At 64.6% G+C, this 22,676-nt stretch carries 18 protein-coding genes, 1 tRNA gene, 3 pseudogenes and 1 riboswitch; of the genes and pseudogenes, 6 read left to right on the top strand and 16 right to left on the bottom strand.

Going from position 1 to position 22,676, the window contains the following annotated elements:
• Positions 1-100: 100 nt before the first annotated feature.
• The 5 genes from ABF648_RS08475 to ABF648_RS08455 all read right to left on the bottom strand — a co-directional run bounded on the left by ABF648_RS08475 (position 101) and on the right by ABF648_RS08455 (position 5,012).
• Positions 101-172, bottom strand: a tRNA-Gln gene (locus tag ABF648_RS08475).
• Positions 173-236: 64 nt separating this feature from the next.
• Positions 237-1,190, bottom strand: coding sequence for a lysostaphin resistance A-like protein (locus tag ABF648_RS08470; RefSeq protein ID WP_415631854.1), 954 nt, complete (start codon positions 1,188-1,190; stop codon positions 237-239).
• Between the two features lie 161 nt (positions 1,191-1,351).
• Positions 1,352-2,182 (bottom strand): fumarylacetoacetate hydrolase family protein, encoded by an 831-nt coding sequence (locus ABF648_RS08465; RefSeq protein ID WP_415631853.1) that lies wholly within the window; start codon positions 2,180-2,182, stop codon positions 1,352-1,354.
• A gap of 96 nt (positions 2,183-2,278) precedes the next feature.
• Entirely contained in the window at positions 2,279-3,901 is a 1,623-nt protein-coding gene (gene cimA / locus ABF648_RS08460) for a citramalate synthase (protein WP_415631852.1), read from the bottom strand.
• A 25-nt stretch (positions 3,902-3,926) separates the two neighbouring features.
• Positions 3,927-5,012, bottom strand: coding sequence for a branched-chain amino acid aminotransferase (locus ABF648_RS08455; RefSeq protein ID WP_415631851.1), 1,086 nt, complete (start codon positions 5,010-5,012; stop codon positions 3,927-3,929).
• Positions 5,013-5,168: 156 nt separating this feature from the next.
• Here ABF648_RS08455 and ABF648_RS08450 point away from each other — a divergent pair, with 156 nt between their 5' ends.
• Positions 5,169-6,233, top strand: coding sequence for a 3-isopropylmalate dehydrogenase (locus tag ABF648_RS08450; RefSeq protein WP_415631850.1), 1,065 nt, complete (start codon positions 5,169-5,171; stop codon positions 6,231-6,233).
• A 101-nt stretch (positions 6,234-6,334) separates the two neighbouring features.
• On the opposite strand, the gene ribE is transcribed toward ABF648_RS08450, so the two are convergent.
• The 9 genes and pseudogenes from ribE to hisF all read right to left on the bottom strand — a co-directional run bounded on the left by ribE (position 6,335) and on the right by hisF (position 16,239).
• Positions 6,335-6,811 carry a 6,7-dimethyl-8-ribityllumazine synthase gene (gene ribE, locus ABF648_RS08445; RefSeq protein ID WP_415631849.1) on the bottom strand — a complete coding sequence of 159 codons (477 nt, stop codon included), beginning with the start codon at positions 6,809-6,811 and terminating at the stop codon, positions 6,335-6,337.
• Positions 6,812-6,937: 126 nt separating this feature from the next.
• Positions 6,938-8,134: a GTP cyclohydrolase II gene (gene ribA, locus ABF648_RS08440; RefSeq protein WP_415631858.1), complete on the bottom strand. Its 1,197-nt coding sequence runs from the start codon at positions 8,132-8,134 to the stop codon at positions 6,938-6,940.
• A 46-nt stretch (positions 8,135-8,180) separates the two neighbouring features.
• Positions 8,181-8,843: a riboflavin synthase gene (locus ABF648_RS08435; protein ID WP_415631848.1), complete on the bottom strand. Its 663-nt coding sequence runs from the start codon at positions 8,841-8,843 to the stop codon at positions 8,181-8,183.
• Positions 8,828-9,928, bottom strand: a complete 1,101-nt coding sequence (gene ribD / locus ABF648_RS08430) for a bifunctional diaminohydroxyphosphoribosylaminopyrimidine deaminase/5-amino-6-(5-phosphoribosylamino)uracil reductase RibD (protein WP_415631847.1) — start codon at positions 9,926-9,928, stop codon at positions 8,828-8,830. The genes ABF648_RS08435 and ribD overlap by 16 nt, the downstream gene beginning before the upstream one ends.
• Before the next feature lie 155 nt (positions 9,929-10,083).
• Positions 10,084-10,200: riboswitch (FMN riboswitch) on the bottom strand.
• A 188-nt stretch (positions 10,201-10,388) separates the two neighbouring features.
• Positions 10,389-11,435, bottom strand: a pseudogene (gene ilvC / locus ABF648_RS08425) (ketol-acid reductoisomerase); the annotation flags it as partial.
• Between the two features lie 27 nt (positions 11,436-11,462).
• Complete coding sequence (ilvN, locus tag ABF648_RS08420) at positions 11,463-11,990, bottom strand: acetolactate synthase small subunit (protein WP_415631846.1); 528 nt, start codon at positions 11,988-11,990, stop codon at positions 11,463-11,465.
• Complete coding sequence (locus ABF648_RS08415; RefSeq protein WP_415631845.1) at positions 11,987-13,747, bottom strand: acetolactate synthase large subunit; 1,761 nt, start codon at positions 13,745-13,747, stop codon at positions 11,987-11,989. The genes ilvN and ABF648_RS08415 overlap by 4 nt, the downstream gene beginning before the upstream one ends.
• Before the next feature lie 273 nt (positions 13,748-14,020).
• Entirely contained in the window at positions 14,021-15,478 is a 1,458-nt protein-coding gene (locus ABF648_RS08410) for a hypothetical protein (protein WP_415631844.1), read from the bottom strand.
• Complete coding sequence (hisF, locus tag ABF648_RS08405; RefSeq protein ID WP_415631843.1) at positions 15,475-16,239, bottom strand: imidazole glycerol phosphate synthase subunit HisF; 765 nt, start codon at positions 16,237-16,239, stop codon at positions 15,475-15,477. Before hisF ends, ABF648_RS08410 begins: the two co-directional genes overlap by 4 nt.
• Positions 16,240-16,386: 147 nt before the next feature.
• On the opposite strand from hisF, the gene ABF648_RS08400 reads away from it, so the two are divergent.
• The 5 genes and pseudogenes from ABF648_RS08400 to ABF648_RS08380 all read left to right on the top strand — a co-directional run.
• Entirely contained in the window at positions 16,387-17,397 is a 1,011-nt protein-coding gene (locus tag ABF648_RS08400; RefSeq protein WP_415631842.1) for an aldo/keto reductase family protein, read from the top strand.
• Positions 17,398-17,504: 107 nt separating this feature from the next.
• A complete protein-coding gene (locus tag ABF648_RS08395) occupies positions 17,505-17,837 on the top strand; it encodes a hypothetical protein (protein WP_415631859.1) in 333 nt (110 codons plus the stop codon).
• The gene (locus ABF648_RS08390; RefSeq protein WP_415631841.1) at positions 17,755-18,183 is read left to right on the top strand and encodes a hypothetical protein; all 429 of its coding nucleotides are present in this window, start codon (positions 17,755-17,757) and stop codon (positions 18,181-18,183) included. The genes ABF648_RS08395 and ABF648_RS08390 overlap by 83 nt, the downstream gene beginning before the upstream one ends.
• A 93-nt stretch (positions 18,184-18,276) precedes the next feature.
• A pseudogene (locus ABF648_RS08385) lies at positions 18,277-18,724 on the top strand (integrase core domain-containing protein); the annotation flags it as partial.
• Positions 18,725-18,756: 32 nt separating this feature from the next.
• Positions 18,757-19,836 (top strand): annotated as a pseudogene (locus ABF648_RS08380) (IS3 family transposase); the annotation flags it as partial.
• Between the two features lie 85 nt (positions 19,837-19,921).
• Here the strand turns inward: ABF648_RS08380 and ABF648_RS08375 are convergent.
• Together ABF648_RS08375 and ABF648_RS08370 are read right to left on the bottom strand one after the other, a co-directional pair.
• Positions 19,922-20,833 carry a hypothetical protein gene (locus ABF648_RS08375; RefSeq protein WP_415631840.1) on the bottom strand — a complete coding sequence of 304 codons (912 nt, stop codon included), beginning with the start codon at positions 20,831-20,833 and terminating at the stop codon, positions 19,922-19,924.
• 252 nt (positions 20,834-21,085) lie between these two features.
• Positions 21,086-22,111 carry a glycosyltransferase family 4 protein gene (locus ABF648_RS08370; protein ID WP_415631839.1) on the bottom strand — a complete coding sequence of 342 codons (1,026 nt, stop codon included), beginning with the start codon at positions 22,109-22,111 and terminating at the stop codon, positions 21,086-21,088.
• Positions 22,112-22,676 lie beyond the last annotated feature (565 nt).

The following is a 22,676-nucleotide window of genomic DNA, read 5'->3' as shown; positions in this document are numbered from 1 at the left end:
TTTTTGTTGTTGTGACTGTGGGGTGCCGCCACCACGCGCCCCGCGCGGGGCCCGGGCCGCCCCCGCGGCCCCGCCGCCCGCCGGCGCCCCACGACATGCGCTGGGGTACCAGGACTCGAACCTGGACTGACGGAACCAGAATCCGGCGGGCTGCCAATTACCCCATACCCCACTGGCACACGGGCTTCCCCGCGTCGGCAACGTCCACAGACTCTAGTGGATATGGGCCGCAGAGATCAAACTGAGGGTTTCGGTGTGCGCCGTCGCAGGCCCAGCAGTCGGGCGACCAGAACCGCGAGAGCCCCGGCAAGCGCGTAGGAGAGCACATTGACTCCCGTGGTCGTCCAGCTGCTCTGGTCGATGGCCCTGGTCTGCACGAGCGTGCCTCCGATGACGGCATAGCTGAAGGTGCTCACATTGTTGGCTGCATGCATCGCGATCGAGGCTTCCAGGCCCCCTGTGAGCACCACCATGAGCCCGGCGGCCAGGCCGAACCCGAAACGGTCGGCGAACAGCGCGAGATTCTGCGTGCCGTGCATCGCGGCGAAGACCAGCGCGGAGACGACCACCGCAATCCACCACCGCCCGGTAAGTGCACCGAGTGCCTGCTGCAGATAGCCGCGGAACAGGAACTCCTCCCCTGCCGCCTGCAAGGGTGCGGTGAGCACCACAAGGACGATCCAGACCCAGGCATTCGGTGGCGGCGCCGACTGCCAGGGCGTGTCGCCGCGCGCCAGCAGGTAGATGCCGTTGAGGACCACGAAGCCGATGACCAGGCAGATCGACAGCTGGACCCAGCGCATGCCAGGACGCACCGAGATCACCCAGCGAGCAGCGATTCCGTTCCAGACCCGCGCGACGAACAGCACGATCACGATGGGACAGGCAAGTGCCAGGTCGACGATCGCGATGCCCTCCGGCACGTGGTAGCCCACCACCAGCCGGTAGGCATCCTGGAATCCCGTGGCACGACCCCTGGCCAGCCAGGATGCCGTGCTGCCCAGGTAAAGCAGCAACTGGGAGCCCACCAGGTAGCCGAGGAAGACCATGATGATGCCGGCGATGGCGCGAAAACCCATGCCGGAGTCTGGCGTGGCGGACTCCGGCAGGACCATCACCTGGGTGTAGTCGACCCCTGCCGGCGGGTCATGCAGCGCAACCCCGGACAACGGGGTCGGCGGTGGGGACATCCTCGGGGATCCCGCAGCACCAGCAGGACGAGGCTTCGGTGATGGGGCGGTCTGGCGCGGGGTGGCCTTGCTGGTGGGGCGATTCCGGGGGGCCGCCCCGGAGGTCCGGCTCTTGGAAGATTTCCCGGACGGATGTCGGCGCGGCGCGCCGCTGTGCCGGCTCACCCTTCCGCGCCGAAGGCGTCGTCCACCGCACCGTCCACGACGGGATTGGTGAGCGTGCCTATGCCCTCGATCTCCACCGAGACCTTCTGGCCGGGCAGCATCGGGCCCACCCCTGCCGGGGTGCCGGTGAGGATCACGTCGCCGGGGAGCAGAGTCGTGAAATTGGAGATGAAGGAGATCAGTTCGGCCACTGGGTGGATCATGTCCGAGGTGACGCCCTGCTGGTGGACGGCGCCGTCCAGTGTGGTGGTGATGTGCAGCTGGCCCGCCTCGGCCAATTCGAGGTGGCTGACGATCCACGGGCCGAGGGGGCAGAAGCTGTCCCATCCCTTGGCGCGGGTCCACTGGCCGTCGCTGTGCTGCAGGTCGCGCGCGGTGACGTCATTGCCGATGGTGAATCCGAAGATCACCTCGGCTGCCCGATCGGCCGGCACCTGATGGCAGATCCTTCCGATCACGACGGCCAGTTCGCCCTCGAACTGCAGATCGTCGGTCTCGGCGGGCTTGAAGATGGGCTCGTCGGGGCCGATGACGGAAGTGTTCGGCTTGAGGAAGGTCAGCGGAGTGGTGGGCACCTCATTGCCGAGTTCGCTGGCATGGGCGGCGTAATTGCGGCCGATCCCGACGATCTTGGACCGGGGGATCACCGGGGCGAGCAGTCGTACATCGTCGAGCGGGTGCCGCTCCCCGGTGTACTTGACCGGGCCGACCAGCGGGTCTCCGGTGATGGCAGCGATGGTGTCGGGGTGTTCATCGGCGTCGACGGCCAGTTCGACGATGCCGAAGGCCGGATCCTTCCCTTCGACCGTGTATCGAGCGATGCGCATGGCATCAATCTATCCCGGGCTGGTCGGGCCCCTGTGGCGCTTGGCAGACAGGCCGAGCACGAAAGGCCTGGCTCCAGGACTCAGGGCCAGAACGGCTCAGGACGTGGTCGGGACGGCTTCGGTGGCCGGGACAGCGCCGTAGCCCTTGAGAAGGCCATACAGATAGGCCTCCAGCAGGGCCTCCCAGGAAGCCTCGATGACGTTCTCCTTGACGCCCATCGTGGTCCAGGTGCGTCCACCGAAGGAGGTGTCGATCTGGACGCGCACCGTCGCATCGGTGCCATGCCCCTCGTCGAGGATCCGCACCCGGTAGTCGGTCAGCTCGTAGTCGCCCACCTGGGGGTAGACCGGGCGCAGAGCCAGGCTGAGGGCATGCCCCAGGGCATCGACCGGGCCATTTCCCTCGCCGACGTAGAGCTGCTGGGTGCCGCGAGCGGCCAGTTTGACGGTGGCTTCCGAGCCGGCGTCACCGTGGCCGCTGGACTGCTCGGTGAAGATGCGCCATGAGATCACCTCGAAGGGTGGCTCATCGAGTTCGCCCGTGTTCTGGCGCACCAGCAACTCGAAGGAGGCATCGGCAGCCTCGTAGGCATAGCCCTTGGCTTCCCTGGCCTTCACGAGGTCTGCCACCCGGCCGGCCACTTCTCGGTCGGACAGGTCGAGGCCGAGCTGCTCGCCCTTGATCTGGATGTTCGCCCGCCCGGCCATGTCGGAGATCAGCATCCGCATGTCATTGCCGACGTCCTGCGGGTCGACGTGCTGGTACAGGTCTTTGTTGACGCGCAGCGCGCTGGCGTGCAATCCCGCCTTGTGGGCGAAGGCCGACTCCCCGACATAGGGCTGACGCGCTGCCGGGGGCTGGTTGGTGATCTCCGCAATGGTCCGGGAGATCCGGGTGAGATTGGAGAGCTGCTCGGGCGTGACCACCGGCCAGTCGTACTTCAGCTGGAGGTCGGCGATCAGCGTGACGAGATCCATGTTCCCGGTGCGCTCGCCGTAGCCGTTGATGGTGCCCTGCACCATGTTCACCCCGGCCTCCATGGCCACCAGGCTGTTGGCCACCGCGCACCCGGAGTCGTTGTGGCAGTGCACTCCCAGGTCCACACCGATCGACGAGGTGGCCGAGACGACATCTGCCATCCAGGCAGGCATCATCCCGCCATTGGTGTCGCAGAGCACCACCATCTCGGCGCCGGCCTCGGCCGCCGTCCGCACGACCTCAAGGGCATATGCGGGATTGGTACGGAAGCCGTCGAAGTAGTGCTCGGCGTCCACGATGACCCGTTTTCCCTCACCGATGAGGAATTTCACGGTGTCGGTGATCATCGCGAGGTTCTCGTCCAGCGAGGTGCGCAGCGCCTGGGTGACGTGCACATCATGCGCTTTGGCCACGACGCAGACCCAGTGGGTGCCCGCATCGCACAGCGCCCTGGTCAACGGATCGGTGTCGGCCGAGCCGCCGGCCCGCCGAGTGGATCCGAAGGCAACCAGTTCGGCGTTGCGCAGTTCCAGCGAGCTGGCCCGGGCGAAGAACTCGGTATCCACCGGGTTTGCACCGGGCCAGCCGCCCTCGATGAAGTCGATGCCGAGCGCGTCGACCTGCGCCGCGATCCGCAATTTGTCGGCGACGGCCAGGTGGATGCCCTCCTGCTGGGCGCCGTCGCGCAGGGTGGTGTCGTACAGCTGGAGGTTCTCTGGGCGTACCGGATCCACAGTCATTGTTCTTCGGCCTGTCTGGTGCCGGTCAGCAAACCCGCTGGGTCCAGCCGTGGGTGTCGGCGATACGCCCGTACTGGATGTCGAGCAGCCGGTTGCGCAGCTGGATGGAGTAGCCACCGTCGACGGGCACGTTCACCTCGTGGCGGCCCGACTCGTCGGTCAGCGAACCGATGGGCGTGATCACCGCTGCAGTGCCACAGGCGAACAGCTCCGTCACGGTGCCGTCGTCGATGCCCTGGTACACCTCTGCGAGGCTCACCGGGCGCTCCTCGACGGTGAGGCCGAGTTCAGGGGCGAGGGTGAGCAGCGAGTCCCGGGTGATGCCGGGCAGGATGTTGCCATTCAGTTCAGGGGTGACCAGCTTGTTGTCCTTGGTGACGACGACGAAGTTCATTCCGCCGAGTTCCTCGACCCACTTGTGCTCGGCGTTGTCGACGAACATCACCTGGTTGCAGCCGTGCTCATAGGCGATCGACTCGGCCAGCAGGCTGGCCGCGTAGTTGCCACCACACTTCGCAGCACCGGTGCCGCCATTGGCGACCCGGGAGTGGTGCGACTCCACCCAGATGTCCACGGGCGCGACGCCACCGGCGAAGTAGGAGCCCACCGGCGAGGTGATGATGCAGAAGGTGACCGCCTTGGAGGGACGCACGCCGAGGAAGGACTCTGTGGCGATCGCGAACGGCCGGATGTAAAGGCTCTGCTCCTCACCGGTCGGCACCCAGCACACGTCCACCGCCACGAGCTGACGCACGGCCTCGACGAAGTCATCCTTCGGCAGTTGCGGCAGCGACAGCCGCGCGCAGGAGTTCCAGAAGCGTTCCGCATTGCGCTCGGGACGGAACAACCAGATGGAGCCGTCGGCTCGGTGATAGGCCTTCAACCCTTCGAAGACTTCCTGGGCGTAGTGAAAAACAGCGCCAGCGGGATCCATCGAAATCGGGGCGTGATCTACGATCCGGGCATTCATCCAGCCAGATTCTTCGGTCCAGTCGATCAGCGCCATGTGGTCTGAGAAATAAACGCCGAAACCGGGATTCTCCTGAATCTTCGCAATCGCGTCCTCAGCGAGATAGGACGGATTACTGGGAGTGGTGAACGTCAATGCCATGGTTCGGAGTTTATCCCAGCTGTCACATCCTCCCCGGTACAGGCCGAATCGCCTGATCCTCTGATTCCGCTGATGCCCACGAGCAATACCGCAATCGCGCCGCAGCGACTGGGACCGGCAGCGTAAACGGCCCGTCAGGGTCCTAGGGTTGCGTCCATGGCAACAAATACAGGACGGACGTCCATAGCGGTGATTCCCGGTGACGGGATCGGGCCCGAGGTGGTGGGTGAAGCCCTCAAGGTGCTCATCGCGACGGTGGGTGCCGACACCTTCGATTTCAGCCACTACGAGCTGGGCGCCCAGCACTGGCTGGACACCGGCGAGGTCCTGTCCGACGAGACCCTGGCCGAACTGGCCGGCAAGGACGCCATCGTTCTCGGCGCGGTGGGCGCGGCTCCTGGCAGCACAACAGTCCCTTCCGGTCTGCTGGAGCGCGGGCTGCTGCTGAAGCTGCGCTTCGAGTTCGACCAGGACGTCAATCTTCGCCCCTCCGCTGGGTACCCCGGAGTGGCCAGCCCGCTGTCCCAGGCCGTGCTCGACAAGGGCCCGGTCGACTTCGTCGTGGTGCGTGAGGGCACCGAGGGGCTGTACTGCGGCAACGGCGGGTCGCTGCGCAGAGGAACGCCCCATGAGGTGGCGACCGAGGTGAGCATCAACACTGCCTTCGGCGTGGAGCGCGTGGTGCGCTACGCCTTCGATCTGGCCCAGCGTCGCCGTCACAAGCTGACTCTGGTGCACAAGCACAATGTGCTGGTCAACGCCGGGGGCCTGTGGCGCCGCATCGTCGAGGAGGTGGCCACCGAGTTCAGCGAGGTCGAGCACGACTACCTGCACGTGGACGCCGCGACCATCGCCCTGGTCACCGACCCGCAGCGCTTCGACGTGATCGTCACCGACAATCTGTTCGGCGACATCCTCACCGACGAGGCCGCGGCAGTGACCGGCGGCATCGGGCTGGCACCGAGCGCCAACATCAACACCGCGCGCACCTTCCCATCCATGTTCGAGCCGGTGCACGGCTCCGCGCCCGACATTGCGGGCCAGGGTATCGCCGACCCGACGGCCGCGATCTCCTCCATGGCGCTGCTGCTGTCCCATCTGGGTCGCGACGAGGACGCCGCCCGGATCGACTGTGCGGTGCGCGCCGACATCACCGAGCGGGGTGCCGCGAAACGCTCCACCACCGAGATCGGCGACGCCATCGCAGCGAGAGTTTCCTGAGACAGCGACGAGCTCCGCTGGGCGCGCCCGACCAGCGGCCTGACACCACCGATCGGCCACGACAGTGGTTCACACGCCGCTGGTCGGTCCAGGCCGCGGCGTCAGGCCCTGGCCGGTTCCATGGCCCGCAGCAGATTGGCCATCTCGACAGCCGCTTCGGCGCAGTCGAAGCCCTTGTTGCCCGCCTTGGTGCCGGCCCGCTCGATGGCCTGCTCGATGTTCTCCGTGGTGAGTACCCCGAAGAGAACGGGCACCCCGGTGGCCAGGCCGGTTTGAGCAATGCCTTTGGACACCTCGGCGCAGACATGGTCGTAGTGAGTCGTCGCGCCACGAATGACCGCACCGAGACAGATCACCGCGTCGTAGTTTCCGGACTCGGCCATCTGCCTGGCGACAAGCGGAATCTCGAAGGCGCCAGGCACCCAGGCCACGTCGATCGACTCGTCGGCCACGCCGTGCCGGGTGAGGCCGTCCAGAGCACCGGACAGCAGTTTGGCGGTGATGAACTCGTTGAACCGTGCCGCGACGATGCCGATCCGCAGGCCGTCTGCGACCAGTTCTCCCTCGAATGTGGTCATGTGATGTCCCTATTCCCCGCAGCGGCTTGCCCGCTGCGAATCTGAATCTGCCCGCAGCGGCTTGCCCGCTGCGAATCTGAATCTGCCCGCAGCGGCTTGCCCGCTGCGAGTTGACATGGTGCTTGCTCAGTAGTCGAGCAGGTGACCCATCCGGGTCTTCTTGGTGCGCAGGTAGCCCAGGTCGAAGGCGGTGGCCGGCATTTGCAGCGGCACCCTCTCTGCGATGTCGATGCCGCATCCGGCGAGCTGGTCCACCTTGTCGGGATTGTTGGTGAGAAGGCGCAGGCTGGTCACCCCGAGATCCCGCAGCATCTGCGCGCCCACCGCATAGTCGCGCGCGTCCCCGGGGTAGCCGAGCGCCTCATTCGCGGCGAGGGTGTCCATTCCCCGCTCCTGCAGCGCATAGGCGCGCAGCTTGTCGATGAGGCCGATGCCCCGTCCTTCCTGGCGCAGGTAGAGCAGCACGCCCCTGCCCTCGTGCGCGATCATCTCCAGCGCCGCGTCGAGCTGCTGGCCGCAGTCGCAGCGCAGCGAGCCGAGCACGTCCCCGGTGAGACATTCGGAGTGCATCCGGCACATGAGGTGGCTGCCATCCCCGATGTCCCCCGTGACCAGGGCGAGGTGCTCCGCCCCGCTGACCCGATCGCGATAGGCATGCACCATGAAGTCGCCGTGTCGTGTGGGCAGCGATGCGGTGGCAGCGCGTTCGACGAGCACTTCGTGGCGCCAGCGATAGGCCTTGATGTCGGCCATGGTGCACGACGCCAGATCCCAGCGCCGGGCGAATTCCCGCAGCTGCGGGCGACGCATCATGGTGCCGTCCTCGGCCATGATCTCGCAGCACAGCCCGCAGGGTTCCTGACCCGCGAGTGTCAACAGGTCGACGGTGGCCTCGGTGTGCCCTTCTCGTTCGAGCACCCCCATTGGGCGCGCTTCCAGGGGGAACATGTGGCCCGGCCGGCGCAGTTGTCCGGGGCGCAGACCCGGGTCGGCACAGGCTCGCGCGGTAAGGGCCCGTTCACCACAGGAAATGCCGGTGGTGGCGCTCACATGGTCCACCGACACCATGAAGGCGGTCTGGTGATTGTCACCATTGCGCGAACTCATGGGCTCCAGGCCCAGACGCCGGCACACCGAGTTGGCCATCGGCATGCAGATCAGTCCCCGGGCGTGGGCGGCCATGAAGTTGATCTGCTCATCAGTGACGGGGGCTGCGGCACAGATCAGGTCGCCCTCGTTCTCACGATCCTCGTTGTCGCTGACAAGCACGATGCGTCCCAGGCGCAGGTCGGCGATCACAGCTTCGACTCCCTGGCGGGCCAAGCCGGAATCGTCGCGATCGGCTGATTCCAGGTGGCTCAATTGCTTGTCAGGCATGGTTTCCTCTCGTCGGTGCGCCCAGCATCTGGGCAAATGATGTATGTCTTGAGCTGTTGGCGGAGCCAGACGCGCCGAGCAGGGCCTCCACGTACTTGCCAAGGATGTCGGCCTCCAGATTCACCGTGTCGCCGCGACGCCGGCTTCCGAGCGTGGTGCGCTCTGCGGTGTGCGGGATCACGGCAGCCTCGAAACTGCCGGCACCGAGCCTGGCCACCGTGAGGCTCACGCCGTCCACCGTCACGGAGCCCTTCTGCACCAGATGCCGGGTGAATTGCTGGTCGGCGTGCACCGCGAACCAGACTGCATTCGCGTCGGTGCGCAGCGCGCTCACCACGCCTGTCGTGTCCACGTGCCCTGTGACGAAGTGGCCGCCGAAGCGACCGTCTGCGGGCATCGCGCGTTCCAGGTTGACCCGTTCCCCCGCTCTGACCAGCCGCAGCGCCGAGCAGGCCATCGTCTCGGGTGAGACATCGGCGCAGAAGCTGTCCGGTGCGAGGCGAGTGACGGTGAGGCAGACCCCGTTGACGCAGATCGAGTCGCCCACTGCGGCATCGTCAACCACGAGCGGTCCGCCGATCTCGAGCTCGGTGGCTTGTCCGGTGCGACGTACCGCCCGGACGGTCCCCACTTCTTCGACTATGCCTGTGAACACTGGAGCACCTCGCTCTCCCACAGCAGGTCCTCACCGAGCCGGGTGAGCTGCGGCGGGCCGATCTGGAAGGCCGAGCTGGGATCGCTGACACCGATTCCCGCGACAGGCGACGGGGCGTCGGCGCCACCGAACAGCTTCGGGGCGAGATAGGCCTGGATCTTGTTGACGATGCCCGCGTGCAGCGCGGACCAGTTGAGCCGGGCGCCGCCCTCGAGCACCACGGAGTCGATGCCGCGGGCACCCAGCGCGGTGCACAGCGCCCGCAGATCGACGTGTCCCTCGCTGGTGGGAAGCACCATCACCTCGCAGCCTGCCTGGCGGTATCCCTCGGCCCTAGCGGTGTCGGTGCTGCAGGTGGCAAGCAGTGTTGGCGTGTGGTGCGCGGTGCGCACGACAGCGGCGTCCATGGGGGTGCGCAGCCGGGTGTCGCAGATGATGCGCAGTGGGCTGTGGCTGCCGGGCAGGCGGCAGGTGAGGTGCGGATCGTCGGCGAGCACGGTGCCGACGCCCACCATGATCGCGGCCCACCGGTGGCGATCCTGCTGAACACGCTCACGGGACTGTTCGCCACTGACCCAGCGAGAGGCTCCGGTGCGGGTGGCGATCTTGCCGTCCAGGGTCATCGCGTACTTCATCACCACGAGGGGACGTCCGGTGGTGATGAAATGGAGGAAGGGCTCATTGAGCGCCGCACACTCCTGGGTGAGCACGCCTGTGGCGACGGCGATGCCGTGAGCGCGCAGTGCGGCCACGCCCCTGCCGGCCACCAGTGGATTGGGGTCGAGGCACCCGACCACCACCCGGGTGATGCCTGCCGCGATGAGCGCATCGGTGCACGGCGGGGTCTTGCCGGTGTGGCAGCAGGGCTCCAGGGTCACATAGATCGTCGCGCCATGGGGATCGTCTGCGCATGCCGCCAGCGCATTGCGTTCTGCGTGCGGGCCACCGAAGTACTCGTGGCCGCCACGCCCGATGATCACGCCGTGATGCACCACGACGGCGCCGACCAGTGGATTGGGGTTGACCCTGCCCAGGCCGATCTGGGCGCAGGAGAGCGCCGCGCGCATGAATTGTTCGTCTGACACCAGAACTCCCGGATTGCAATACCTGAATTCGTCGATGACTTCGGGTATTGGGTTCTGGTGCCGAATTGATCATGCACGATGACCGGAACAATTCCAGTCGATTCAGCAATGGATTTTGCACCACCACTGCACCGCGCAGTGCGAAAAAGAATTCGACACGTCTTCTTCCATCCAGACTTTACTGTCGGTTCCGGAATTGCACCGGATCATGCGCAGAAGCGCTCGCGGACTGTACCGCCGATCGGGAATTTCACCCTGCCCCGAAGACGTTGCTGTTCAGTTTTTTCCTGAGTTCCCACCGTTCAGCTTCGTGAAACTCAGATCTCGGGGCACACTGTACGCCCCCAAGGGCGCCAGGCTGCCGCGGTCCCAGCAGGGTGCAGGAGAGGGATGACCCCACCCCTGCACCCGCCGGAGTCAGCGGATCAACTCGCGCATGGCGCGAATCAGGTCAGCGTGTTCAGCGCGCGACAGAACCCTCGGTGTAGTCGGCGTCCTTGTCCTCGGCCCATGCGAACAGGGCGCGGATCTGCTTGCCGGTGGCCTCGATCGGATGGGCCTCGCCCTCGGCGCGCAGCTTCTTGAACTCGGGGGCACCAGCAGCCTGGTCGTCCATGAAGTTCTTGGCGAAGGTGCCGTCCTGGATGTCGGAGAGAACAGCCTTCATGTTCTTCTTGACGTTCTCGTCGATCACGCGCGGGCCCGACACGTAGTCGCCGTACTCGGCGGTGTCGGAGCAGGACCAGCGCTGCTTGGAGATGCCACCCTCGTTGATGAGGTCGACGATCATCTTCATCTCGTGACAGACCTCGAAGTAGGCCATCTCGGGCTGGTAGCCCGCCTCGACGAGCACCTCGAAGCCGGTCTCGATGAGCTTGGACAGGCCGCCGCACAGCACGTCCTGCTCGCCGAACAGATCAGTCTCGGTCTCCTCGCGGAAGCTGGTCTTGATGGCGCCGGCGCGCAGGCCGCCGATCGCCTTGGCGTAGGAGAGCACCAGTGGCCAGGCCTGGCCGGAGGCGTCCTGCTCCACACAGACCAGCACCGGGACCCCACGCCCCGCCTCGAACTCGCGGCGCACGACATGGCCTGGCCCCTTCGGGGCAACCATGATGACGTCGTGGTCGGACGAGGGCTTGATGTATCCGTAGTGGATGTTGAAACCGTGGGCGAACAGCAGGGCCGCACCGGGCTTCAGATTGGGCTCGATGGAGTCCTTGTAGACCTGTGCCTGCACTTGGTCAGGGGCGAGGATGGTGACGACGTCACCATCCTTGACGGCGTCCTCGACGGACTTCACGGTCAGGCCGGCTTCCTTGGCCTGAGCGATCGAATGGGATCCCTCACGCAGGCCCACGACGACGTTCACGCCGCTGTCGCGCAGATTGAGTGCGTGCGCGTGACCCTGCGAGCCGTAGCCGATGACCGCAACGGTCTTCGACTGGATGATCGACAGATCGGCGTCGTCCTCGTGGAACATTTCTGCTGCCATTACTTCTCCTGATTGTTGTTGTTGTTGCGAGTCGCGGGTTGTTCAGGACGAATGCCTGGCCAGAGCCGGACGATTCTTCTCGTTGATGCTCTTGCTGCCTCGCCCCAGGGCAACCCGCCCCGACTGCACCAACTCGATGATGCCGTACGGGGTGAGCATGGTGGTGAGTGCCTCGATCTTCGCCTGGCCCCCGGTGGCCTCGATGGTCACCGACTCCGGGCTCACGTCAACCGCGTGTGCCCGGAAGAGATTGGTGATGTCGATCACCGCGGCCCGCGTGTGGTCGGTGCATCGCACCTTGACCAGCAGCAGCTCGTGGTTGATGGCATCGTCGTCCAGCTCAACGATCTTGTAGACCTCGATGAGCTTGTTGAGCTGCTTGACGACCTGTTCGACCACGCTCTCGTCCTCGAGAGACATCACGATGGTCATCCTGGAGACTTCTGGGCGTTCCGTGGTGCCGACGGCCAGCGAGTCGATGTTGAATCCGCGCCGCGAGATGAGTCCCGCCACCCTGGCCAGCACGCCGGGGCGGTTGCTCACCAGGACGCTGAGCGTATGGCTGCTCACAGCTCCTCCTCGTGCCACTGAGGCGCCATGCCACGGGCGATCATGATCTCGTCGTTGCTGGTGCCTGCCGCGACCATCGGCCAGACCATGGCGTCCTTCTCACAGACGAACTCCATCACGACGGGTTTGTCGGTGATGGCCGACGCCTTGTCCAGCACCTCGGTGACCTCCTCAGGTGTGCGGGCTCGAAGCCCCACGCAACCCATCGCTTCGGCCAGCTTCGGGAAGTCCGGCACGAGATCGGTGTCGAGATCGGTCTGGGAGTAGCGCTGGTTGTAGAACAGCGACTGCCACTGGCGGACCATGCCGAGGGTGTTGTTGTTGATCACGGCGATCTTCACCGGAATGTGATTCAGCGCGCAGGTGGTGAGTTCCTGGTTGGTCATCTGGAAGCAGCCGTCGCCGTCGATTCCGACCACCACTTGGTCGGGGCAGCCCACCTGGGCGCCCATCGCGGCCGGCACGCAGTAGCCCATCGTGCCGGCGCCACCCGAGGTGAGCCAGTGCGCAGGGTGCTCCAACGGCAGGAAGTGCGCCGACCACATCTGGTGCTGGCCCACGCCTGTGACATAGATGGCATCCGGCCCGAAGTGCTCGCCGATCCGCGAGATCACCTTCTGCGGACTCAACAGGCCGTTCTGGGGCTCCTCCCAGCCTGCCGGATAGCGCATCTTGAGGTCGATGACGTAGTCACGCCAGGCGGAGATGTCGGCCATCCTGTGGTCCTTGAGGCGGCCGGTCAGGCCGCTGAGCACCTTCCGGGCGTCGCCGACGATCGGCACGTCCGCATTGCGGTTCTTGCCGATCTCGGCGGGGTCGATGTCGGCGTGCACCACGGTGGCCCGGGGCGCGAAGGAGTCGAGCTTTCCGGTGACGCGGTCGTCGAAGCGCATGCCCACCGCGATGAGCACATCGGCGCGCTGGATGGCTCCGACAGCGGCGACCGTGCCGTGCATGCCGGGCATGCCGAGGTTCAGCTCGCTGGACTGCGGGAACACCCCGCGCGCCATGAGGGTGGTGACCACCGGGATCCTGGTCAGTTCCTCGAAGGCGGCCAGTTCGTCCCAGGCGCGCGATCGCACGATGCCGCCGCCGGCCACCAGCACCGGACGCTGCGCCCCGGCGATCACCGATGCGGCCTGGCTGAGCTGGCGTCCATTGGGGGTGACGGTGGGCTTGTAGCCGGGCAACTCGATCCCATCAGGCCAATGGAAGGGCGCCGATGCGTTGAGGGCGTCCTTGGAAATGTCGACCAGAACCGGGCCCGGACGCCCGGTGGAGGCGATGTGGAATGCCTTCTTCACCTTCTCGGGAATGTCCTCGGCACGGGTGACCAGAAAGTTGTGCTTGGTGATGGGGGTGGTGATACCCCTGATGTCCGCCTCCTGGAAGGCGTCAGTGCCGATCGATGCGGAATTGACCTGGCCGGTGATGGCCACGATCGGGATGGAGTCCATGTAGGCATCGCCGATGGCGGTCACGAGATTGGTGGCACCTGGGCCGGAGGTGGCGACGCAGACACCCACCCTCCCGGTGGCGACTGCGTATCCTTCGGCGGCATGTCCGGCGCCCTGCTCATGACGCACCAGGATGTGCCGGATCGGCGAGTCGCACAGCGGGTCGTAGAAAGGAAGAATCGCCCCGCCGGGCAGCCCGAAAACCACCTCGACGCCGGATTTCTCCAGGGAACGGATCAGAGCCTGCGCTCCGGTCAGCACTGGCGCATCCTTGCGTCGCGCTGTCCCCTCGTTCACCACGTCCAGCCTCCTCAATCTCCGGGTCGCCGGACCCGGTCCCTGCACCGCGGAACTCTCGCGGACCTCGTAGCCGCAGTTCGCCGCGGCAACTCGGACCCCGGCCAACAAAAAACCCCCGCTGCCAAGGTGGCAGACGAGGGAGCGCTTCGTCGACGACGAAGCGCTAGACAATTACGAGGAACCGACGTGCGGGCACGACTGAAAGTATGCCAGCCCGGTCCACGCGACGTTCTGCAAGGATGGTTACTGTCTCATATTCTGAGACAGATCGTGTCATATCTCGTGTTCAGCTGCCTGCGACGCCACGCGTCGTCGCCTCCACCGTGCAGCGCCGGCCAACCGCACACTGCCGGCCACAAGACATAGGGCACCCAGCACTGGGGCCACCCACCGAAGTGACGGTCCGAGCCACGCAGGCAGGCCGCTCACGCGCCAGAGGAGATCAAGGGGCACCAGACAGATCCATGCTGACCAGACCATCACGAGGACGCGCTGCGTGGTGTGCAGGCCCGCGGCCACAAGGGGCAGATCATTGTCCTGGGACCACCCCAGGTGATCATTGTGACGTGACCTGCTGTTCTCGGAAGCAGTCATGAGAGGGCGCACAACGATGAGTCCGGCCACCAGGGCGGGGGCGCCCTGCCCTGCGAAATGGCCGGGCACACCGACGGCCAGCGCCAGACAGGTCCACACCAGTGCTTCGGTATGGCGTTGCGCACGTACCGCTGTGGCGGAGATGGCCAGCCCCGCGATGCCGAGCAGTCCCCCGATCACCCACCCCGTCGAGCCAGCCACAGATCCGAGACTCGGGTTGAGCGCGGTGGGAACCACGGCGGCGCCGCGCCGGAAGAGCCACCAGAAGTCATTCGTGGCCCAGGGTATGGCCAGCAGACCGCAGGAGGTGAACAGCAGTGCGGTGCCGAGTGCGATCATCCCCCGCTGTCCGGGTGCACGCAGCAGCGGATCACGACGCCGGTGACGCCAGGCCGAAAGCCCTTCCATCGTGGCCGGAGTACCCCCCGGGTTCGATTCAGCATCTTCCGGGTTTGATTTTTTCACTCCCAACGCCGGGAGCCAGCTCCTCGGAACCAGCCCCGCGATGAGTAGCACCGCGACCCCCACCAGTGGGCCGATCCAGATCGAGCCCGCCAGCCCCAGTGCCACCGCTGGTTTTCGCGAGCCACGCCCTGATGGCAGCATTCCCCACATGACAAGAGCGATCATGAGCATGTCGAGGGTGCCCTGACCAGCGGCGGCGCGGGCCGGCGCGATCACGACCATGGCAAGGGCTGCGGCCATGGCGAGCCGCCAGGCCCGGAGCCCTGTGCTGCGGGCGACCAGCCAGCACACCGAGCTCGCGGTGATGACCAGGAAGATGAGCTGCCAGCCGAACCAGCCGCCGATGGCCATCACCGAGCCGATCCCGGCACCCACCGCCGACAGCGGGAAGATCATCCCGCTGGACGGATCAGGGGTCAGAAAGATCGTCTGGAAGCCGACCAGCTGGTGTGCGGTGAACCACATGGCACGCGCATGGGGCATCACAGGGTTCCACGGATCCGCCGTGCCGCCCGGAGCCAGGTAGGGAGCCGTGAGCACTGCCACCACCCATGCCGGCACCACCGTCATGGCGCGACAGCCCCACACCCGGACACTGCGTCCGTACCGCCGCACCGTGGGCCCATGTCCGACGCGCTCGGAAGCGGTGCTCACATCGGGCGCGGTGCTCACAGACGTACCGGGAAACCGGCCCGGTCGAGTGCCTGCTTCACCTCGGCGATGGTGAACTGGCCGTAGTGGAAGACGCTCGCAGCGAGCACGGCGTCAGCACCGGCACGCACTGCTTCCACGAAATCCTTGGGTTTGCCCGCGCCACCGGAGGCGATGAGCGGAACATCCACGAGGTTGCGTACGGCTTCGATCATCTCGGTGTCGAAACCGTCCTCGGTGCCGTCCGCATCCATGGAGTTGAGCAGAACCTCACCGCAGCCGCGGGTCACCGCCTCCTGCACCCACTCCAGGGCATCCAGACCTGCGGGGCGCCTGCCGCCGTGGGTGGTGACACCGAAACCGGAGGGCATGCCCGGCTCACGGCGGGCGTCGAGACTGAGCACGAGCACCTGATTACCGAAACGCTCGGTGATCTCGTTGATCGCCTCGGGACGCGCGATAGCTCCTGTGTTGATGCCCACCTTGTCGGCACCGCAGCGCAGCAGGGCGTCCACATCGTCGACACCGCGGACGCCCCCGCCGACGGTGAGGGGAATGAACACCGTCGAGGCGCACCGAGTGACCATGTCACGGGTGGTCTCGCGGCCGCGGGTGCTGGCAGAGATGTCGAGGAAGGTGAGTTCATCGGCGCCCAGTTCCCCGTATTTCCCGGCGAGCTCGACAGGGTCGCCGGCATCGCGCAGATGGGTGAAGTTGACGCCCTTCACGACCCGCCCGTCGGTGACATCAAGACAGGGGATGACACGGATCGCGACAGTCATGGCGGACAGACTATCGCCCCGCGCTGGCGTGGCTGGAGCTGAAGTCCTCCGATGGATTCAGGTTCACCGTGAGCCTGAATGGTGTCTTGGATGGGGGTGCCAAGATCGGGATCAGGGTTGAAGTGCGGATGTGGTGAAGGACACGACATGGAATTTCGTTACCTGGGCAATTCGGGTCTGAAGATCAGCGAGATCACCTACGGCAACTGGCTGACGCACGGCAGCCAGATCGAGAACGATGTGGCGATCGAGTGCGTGCATGCGGCGCTGAACGCCGGGATCACCTCCTTCGACACCGCGGACGTGTATGCCAACACGAAGGCCGAGAGCGTGCTCGGCATGGCCTTGGCAGGTCAGCGCCGCGAATCCCTGGAGATCTTCACGAAGGTCTATTGGCCGACCGGCCCGAAGGGGCACAACGACTGTGGCCTGTCCCGCAAGCACATTGTCGAGTCGATCGACGGCTCGCTGGCCCGGCTCGGTACCGACTACGTGGACCTCTACCAGGCGCACCGCTACGACACCGAGACGCCGTTGGAGGAGACCATGCTGGCCTTCGCGGACGTGGTGCGGGCTGGCAAGGCCCTGTACATCGGGGTGAGCGAGTGGACGGCGGACCAGATCCGCGCAGGGAAAGCCCTTGCCGACGAGTTGCACGTGCCGCTGGTGAGCAATCAACCCCGGTACAACATGATTTCCCGGGTGATCGAGGGGGAAGTGGTCCCCACCTGCAAGGAACTCGGCATGTCCCAGATCGTGTGGTCCCCGGTCGCAGAAGGCCTGCTCACCGGAAAGTATCTACCGGGTCACCCGGTGCCCATCGGGTCGCGGGCCGCCTCATCGGTCGGAACCGCACTGGCGCAGCGGATCCTCTCCGACCAGACTCTGCTGCAGCGCGTCCAAGATCTGCGCCATGTCGCCGAGTCGCTGGACCTGACCATGGCCGAGCTGGCGGTGGCGTGGGTGCTGCAGAATGACAATGTGTCAGCGGCCCTGGTGGGAGCATCCAGCCCTGAACAGATCACCAGCAATGCCAAGGCCTCAGGCGTCATCATCCCGCCCGACGCCCTGATGACCATCGATTCGATCCTCGGCGACTCCATCGAGCGTGATCCCGCGATGACGGCCCGCCGGGCACCGCTGTCGAGGCCCTGCTGACACCCTCCATTGCGCTGACCGGCAGTGCCTGTGGGCTTGGAGATCCAGGTGACGCGGATGTGTACCCCCGATGAAAGACGAGGTCGCAGCGGTGGAAGCCAACCAATATGTACGGATCCTATGGCACATTGGAAGGCGATCACAATCAGACCCTCACGGGTGTGCTCCTTGCCTTCGTTGTCGTCCTCGTAACATCCAAGGTCTACTCGACGGATGCGTCCGAGATTCTCCAGGCGAGCCAGGCCGCTTCGTCGGGCTCACCCGTCGTCGGTGACCAGTTGGCCCAGAATCGGGCAAAGACCTATGTCACCACCGCGGAGTCGCGCACCGTCGCGCATCATCGTCGTGTCGAGCCCGATGGCCGGGGATGGAAAATCAACCGTGACCGCCAATCTTGCGGTGGCGATCGCCGAGTCCGGCAAGAGGGTGGTCCTCGTTGACGGCGATCTTCGCAAGCCCGCCGCTGCCGAGACCTTGGGGTTGCTGCCCGGAGTCGGCCCCACCGACGTTCTCATCGGGCGCGCCGAACTTGGCGACGTGCTGCAACCGTGGGGTGAGACCGGGGAATCTATTCGTCCTCGGTGCCGGTTCTATTCCTCCCAACCCGAGCGAATTGCTGGGCTCCGACCTGCTGCACAGCCTCCTGAAGGAGCTTGCGGAGGACGCGATCGTAATCGTCGACGCGCCGCCGCTCATTGCCGTCACCGACGCCGCCGTTCTCAGCACCCGCACCGACGGCGTACTCGTCGTGGTGAGCGCCGGCCAGACGACTGTCGGGGGGCTTGAGGCTGCCACCCGCAATGTGCAGAGAGCCAATGGGAAGGTGCTGGCCGTCATTCTCAACAGGGTGCCGCTGCGCGTCCCCGATTCCCTGAACTACGGTTACGGATACGGTGGCGGGTCGCGTCGCACATGCGCACCGAGATGGTCCTCGACGCGATCGAGATGGCCCGCTGGTCCTGCGGGGACTCATCTTGACGATCGAGGCTGTCACAGCGATGCGGGGACGGGATCCACGTCGATTCGCTACGGCGAACGCCTCGCGCAGATCGGCGCCACGCCCTCGATCGGAACCGTCGGAGATTCGTATGACAACGCTCTGGCCGAGACGGTGAACGGCTACGACACGACAGAGCTGGTCCGCGGACCGGCGCACTCGGGCCCGTGGAAAACGGTCGAGGACCTCGAACTCGTGACGCTCGGCTGGGTGCACTGGCACAACGCCCAACGTCTCCACGGATACCTCCCCGACATCCCGCCCGGCGAGTTCGAGCAGACGTTCTATGCTCACCAAACCGACCGCAATCTGCTGGTCGGAACCACATAGCGCGAGTCTCCATCACACCCAGGACGCTTCAGGGTTTGGGCGCCCAACTGCTGGGCCGCTAGGTGAATGCGGAGAAGGAATCGATGGATCCGGCGCCACACGATACCGATGAGCGAGCCGAGTTGAAGCGGTTGCGCAAAGAAAACGCCAGCTTGCGGATGGACGAAGAGTTCCTGGTAAAAGCGGCGGCCTTCTTCGCAAGGAAGCACCAGTGAGCAAGAAATACACGCTGATGAACACGAAGAAGGCGCAGTTCCCCCATCACCTTGATGGCTACTTGTTGAACGTCTCGACGTCGGGATATTACGCGTGGGTCTGTACCCGGCGGCGACGCGATGATCAGATGCCGCCCCGAGTCATGTCCCGGCGGGGCCTGGACCGACGGATGCAGGGTATCTGGGCGGACTCACATCGCATGAGTATCCCCGGGTTCACGCCCAGCTGGCCCGTGAGGGCGTGGTAGTGGATCCCAAGACGATGGCTGCGTCGATGCGCCGGCCGGGTCTGAAGGGGATCAGTCCCCGCCGGTTCCGCCCAGTCACGACGCTGCCCGGCACCAGGACCCACTCGATCCCCGACCGGCGCCGGCGGCGCTGGGACCAGGGTCGGGTGGTTGCCGTGTGGGTGAGCGACATCACCTGTCTGAGGACCGGCAGGGCTGGGTGCACCTGTGCGGGATCACAGACGCCTGCTCCAGAAAGATCATCTCGACGGCCATGTCGACCACGATGACGACCGATCTCGGGGAGGAAGCACTGCGCACGGCACGGATTCTTCGCGGGACAACAGCCGGGAAAGTGATCATCCATTCCGACCGTGAAGCCCAATTCACCTCGGAACAGATGTACCAGTGCTGCAAGAAATTGAACCTCGATCAATCGAGGGGACCAACCGGCGTGTACTGGGACAACGCCATGATCGAATCCCCATGGTCCATGCTGACGGCCGAGTTCTACGACCGCCACGAGTGGGCGGGCCCAGAACAGGCGATCCGTGGCATCCAGCAGTGGGTCTACGGGTTCCACAACACGAAACGGCTCAACTCGGCCATCGACTACCAAACCCCCACCGAGTTCGAGGATCAACAAGCCACGGCCCTCGCCACCACAGCCCGACCAAGTCCCAACCATCCGAAACTTACGGGTAACCCCCACTTGACCACGCAGGCATGCAACAGCGACTAGGAACTGCTGATGTTCAGACGCTGGTCGCAGACTCTTCCAACACCCAGTATCGTTCTACCTCTGGCAGTGTTTCCGGTGAAGACAACCTATTAAAGTCTGGATCCATGAGAGGGAGTTGCGACGAATAACTGCGGATGCGGCCGTATTTCCAACTCCGATCGACTCCTAGACCACCGAGGAGCGCTGTTCGCTTCCAACGAGCGGCGACTGCGGCCACCGCGTCGTCAGCCGGGTGCCACCAGAGGTATGGCAGCTCTTCCACGAGGACCAGCATCACCCGCTCATCCGGATCAAGAGACTCCAACGCGACATCACGCACAGACGTGTGGTCATCATGGACGTGGGGCCCGTTGACAATCGCCAGAGAATGCCATCTGTGAAAGGCAGTGTGCTCCAGATCATGAAGAACCCGGTGAACCGATGAGGACAACTTGATCGCCGACGACAATTGATTCCAACCCAACCGGAACATGACATGAAGCAACGTGCGGTTCACGGGAATTCCGGCTCCAGCAGGCACGATGACAACGGGCTGGTCACTCGTGTGTGCCTGTACCCACGAACGGAATTCCCGGCGAAATTCCTCCAGATCTGCGGCGCGACGCCCGGGAGATGTGTAGGCGTCCTCTAAGTAGGGCATACGTCGGATGGCAACGCCAGTACTAGCGTAAGCGAGAATGTCCTCCTTGGTACGTGCCGCCATCTGCGCGCGCGAGTCCGCGAATCCGGCATTCTTGTCCCAAGTTGTCGTGACCGGCGGGTCAGGCTCCCCTGCATATACCGTCCACACTTCAACATTCTTTCCTCTTCGGATGACCTCTGATGCGCTGAATAACGCATCGTCCAAATGCGGCGATAATACCAACACAGGGCGACCTGAGACCAAGGCAGCATCAAGCGGGTCTTCTTGGAAGTTCTTAAACATACACATCAACCGTTTCGGATCATTTGGACCAAATCAGCTCAGGGGCCACGCGTGCCTAACCGAGCGAAGCATGCGCTTAAGCACAGGAGTATCAAGCCCGCCACCAGTATCGACGACGAGCAAGATTCGCCGCCAAGGCGAGACTGATTCTGCAGTCGATCGCGATCCCGAACATCCCTTCGATTCCGGGACACCCCATCGTGGGGATGTCCACGCACAAAAGCGCGACAGCCCTCCCTGAGATGGCATCATTCACACAGTAACCGCATCGATCACATGATCGGCGTACACATCCCATGTCGCCCACCCGCAGTTCAACCCTTCGGTCGAGATCTCATGCCGTTCGTCCCAAGTCAGGGGTGAACGTGCGGACAGCGCTTCGCGCAACCCCGCTATATCACCAGCCTCGACCACTGCATGGCGACTCGAAAGAAATTCGTGGGCACCTACTTGGCGGGTCGTGATCACTGGCAGCCCCGAGGCGACCGCCTCAGTCACGACCAGGCCGAAGGCATCCTCAATGGACGGCAGCACGAAGACATCCATTCTGGCGTATAAATGAGCCAATTGCTTAGCTGTCAGAACTCCGAGAAGAGAAATATTCGAAGGCAGGTTATGCACGATTCGGGTGTCGAATATTTGTCCAGCGATTGCCAAGTCAATGGGCTGGCCACGCACCGCCTCGATAAGAAATGAAACACCCTTTATCAGGTTCACTTGGCCAGTGAAAACAGCCTGCAACCGGCCCGACGATGAGCCGCGCAGGTCCGCCTCGCCCGGTCGGAAAATCGATGGTTCTACGCCATAGGGAATGGTGACGATGTTGGCGCTTGCAACTCCATTCGCGCGCATTTGATCGCGCACGCGACGACTCGGCACGAGAACATGGTCAGCAAGTGAGATCTCCTGCTCAATTCGTTCCACGAAGTAATCCGGATAAATCTCGGCCTTCGGGCGTCGATGACCGTAGAACCGTTGCAGCGACTCGTTGTGGGTGCGCGGGTGCGCGTCCACCTCGTGAAGAACAAGTCTACGGGAACGATTCGCGCGGAATGTGTCGAGCGACGATCCTGGCATGGAGATGAGCGTCGCCGCATCCCCGAAATCGACATGCCGAACCGCCCGGTCTTGGAGCACCTTCCACGTCGCATTGCCGAAACGGTGCGTCAGGGGAGAGCGAAACCGTGCGCCGGCTATGCGCACGAACTCGGGCAACACCGATGTATGCACGTCCTCGGGCAGGGCATTCTGGATCGCACGTGCCGCATGTCTGCTCACATAATCGTGGAGCGTTGGAGACCGTAACACCTGGTTCAGTCTTTCCGCACTATGGATTAGTAGACGCGGGTCGCTCAACGCACGCACAGTCAGGAGCTGACGTCGATGCGCCTCTCTGGAGATCGCGCGAATAGCGTTCTCCTCGAAGGCACATGAGATCGCGAGGCCTTCGGACCTACCCCCACGTTGGCTATCCATTTCCCTTGGCCCGTTCGATTTGAGTGATCCGATTCATGGCGCCGACTATTCCTAACTCCGTGACCCCAGCCACCATACCTCATCCATAGGTATCATGAATTAAATTGACGTACCTCAGATATTCTGAGTGCGAATGCGCTTGGACAGGGCAGGCTTGCCCGGTGGAAGCCAACATTCCGATAGCCGCGAGGCAGCTCGAGGTCGACAAGCCGCGCTGAGCGTCGAAGAGGACCGGGACGGGACCTTCTGCGAGAAGATTGGCCATAACTGGGATGGCCCGTCCGAACGCCCTGCAGACGCAAACCGGGCCTTTGTCCGGGGGCGTTGTTGCGTGAATCGCGTGTGATGTGCTGGCGGGGGAAGGCCC

Source organism: Propionibacterium sp., assembly GCF_047719395.1.
In the GTDB taxonomy this organism is placed as follows: Bacteria; Actinomycetota; Actinomycetes; order Propionibacteriales; family Propionibacteriaceae; genus Propionibacterium.
Note: the sequence above shows the minus strand (reverse complement) of the source record. Positions and strands in the feature narration are given on the sequence as shown.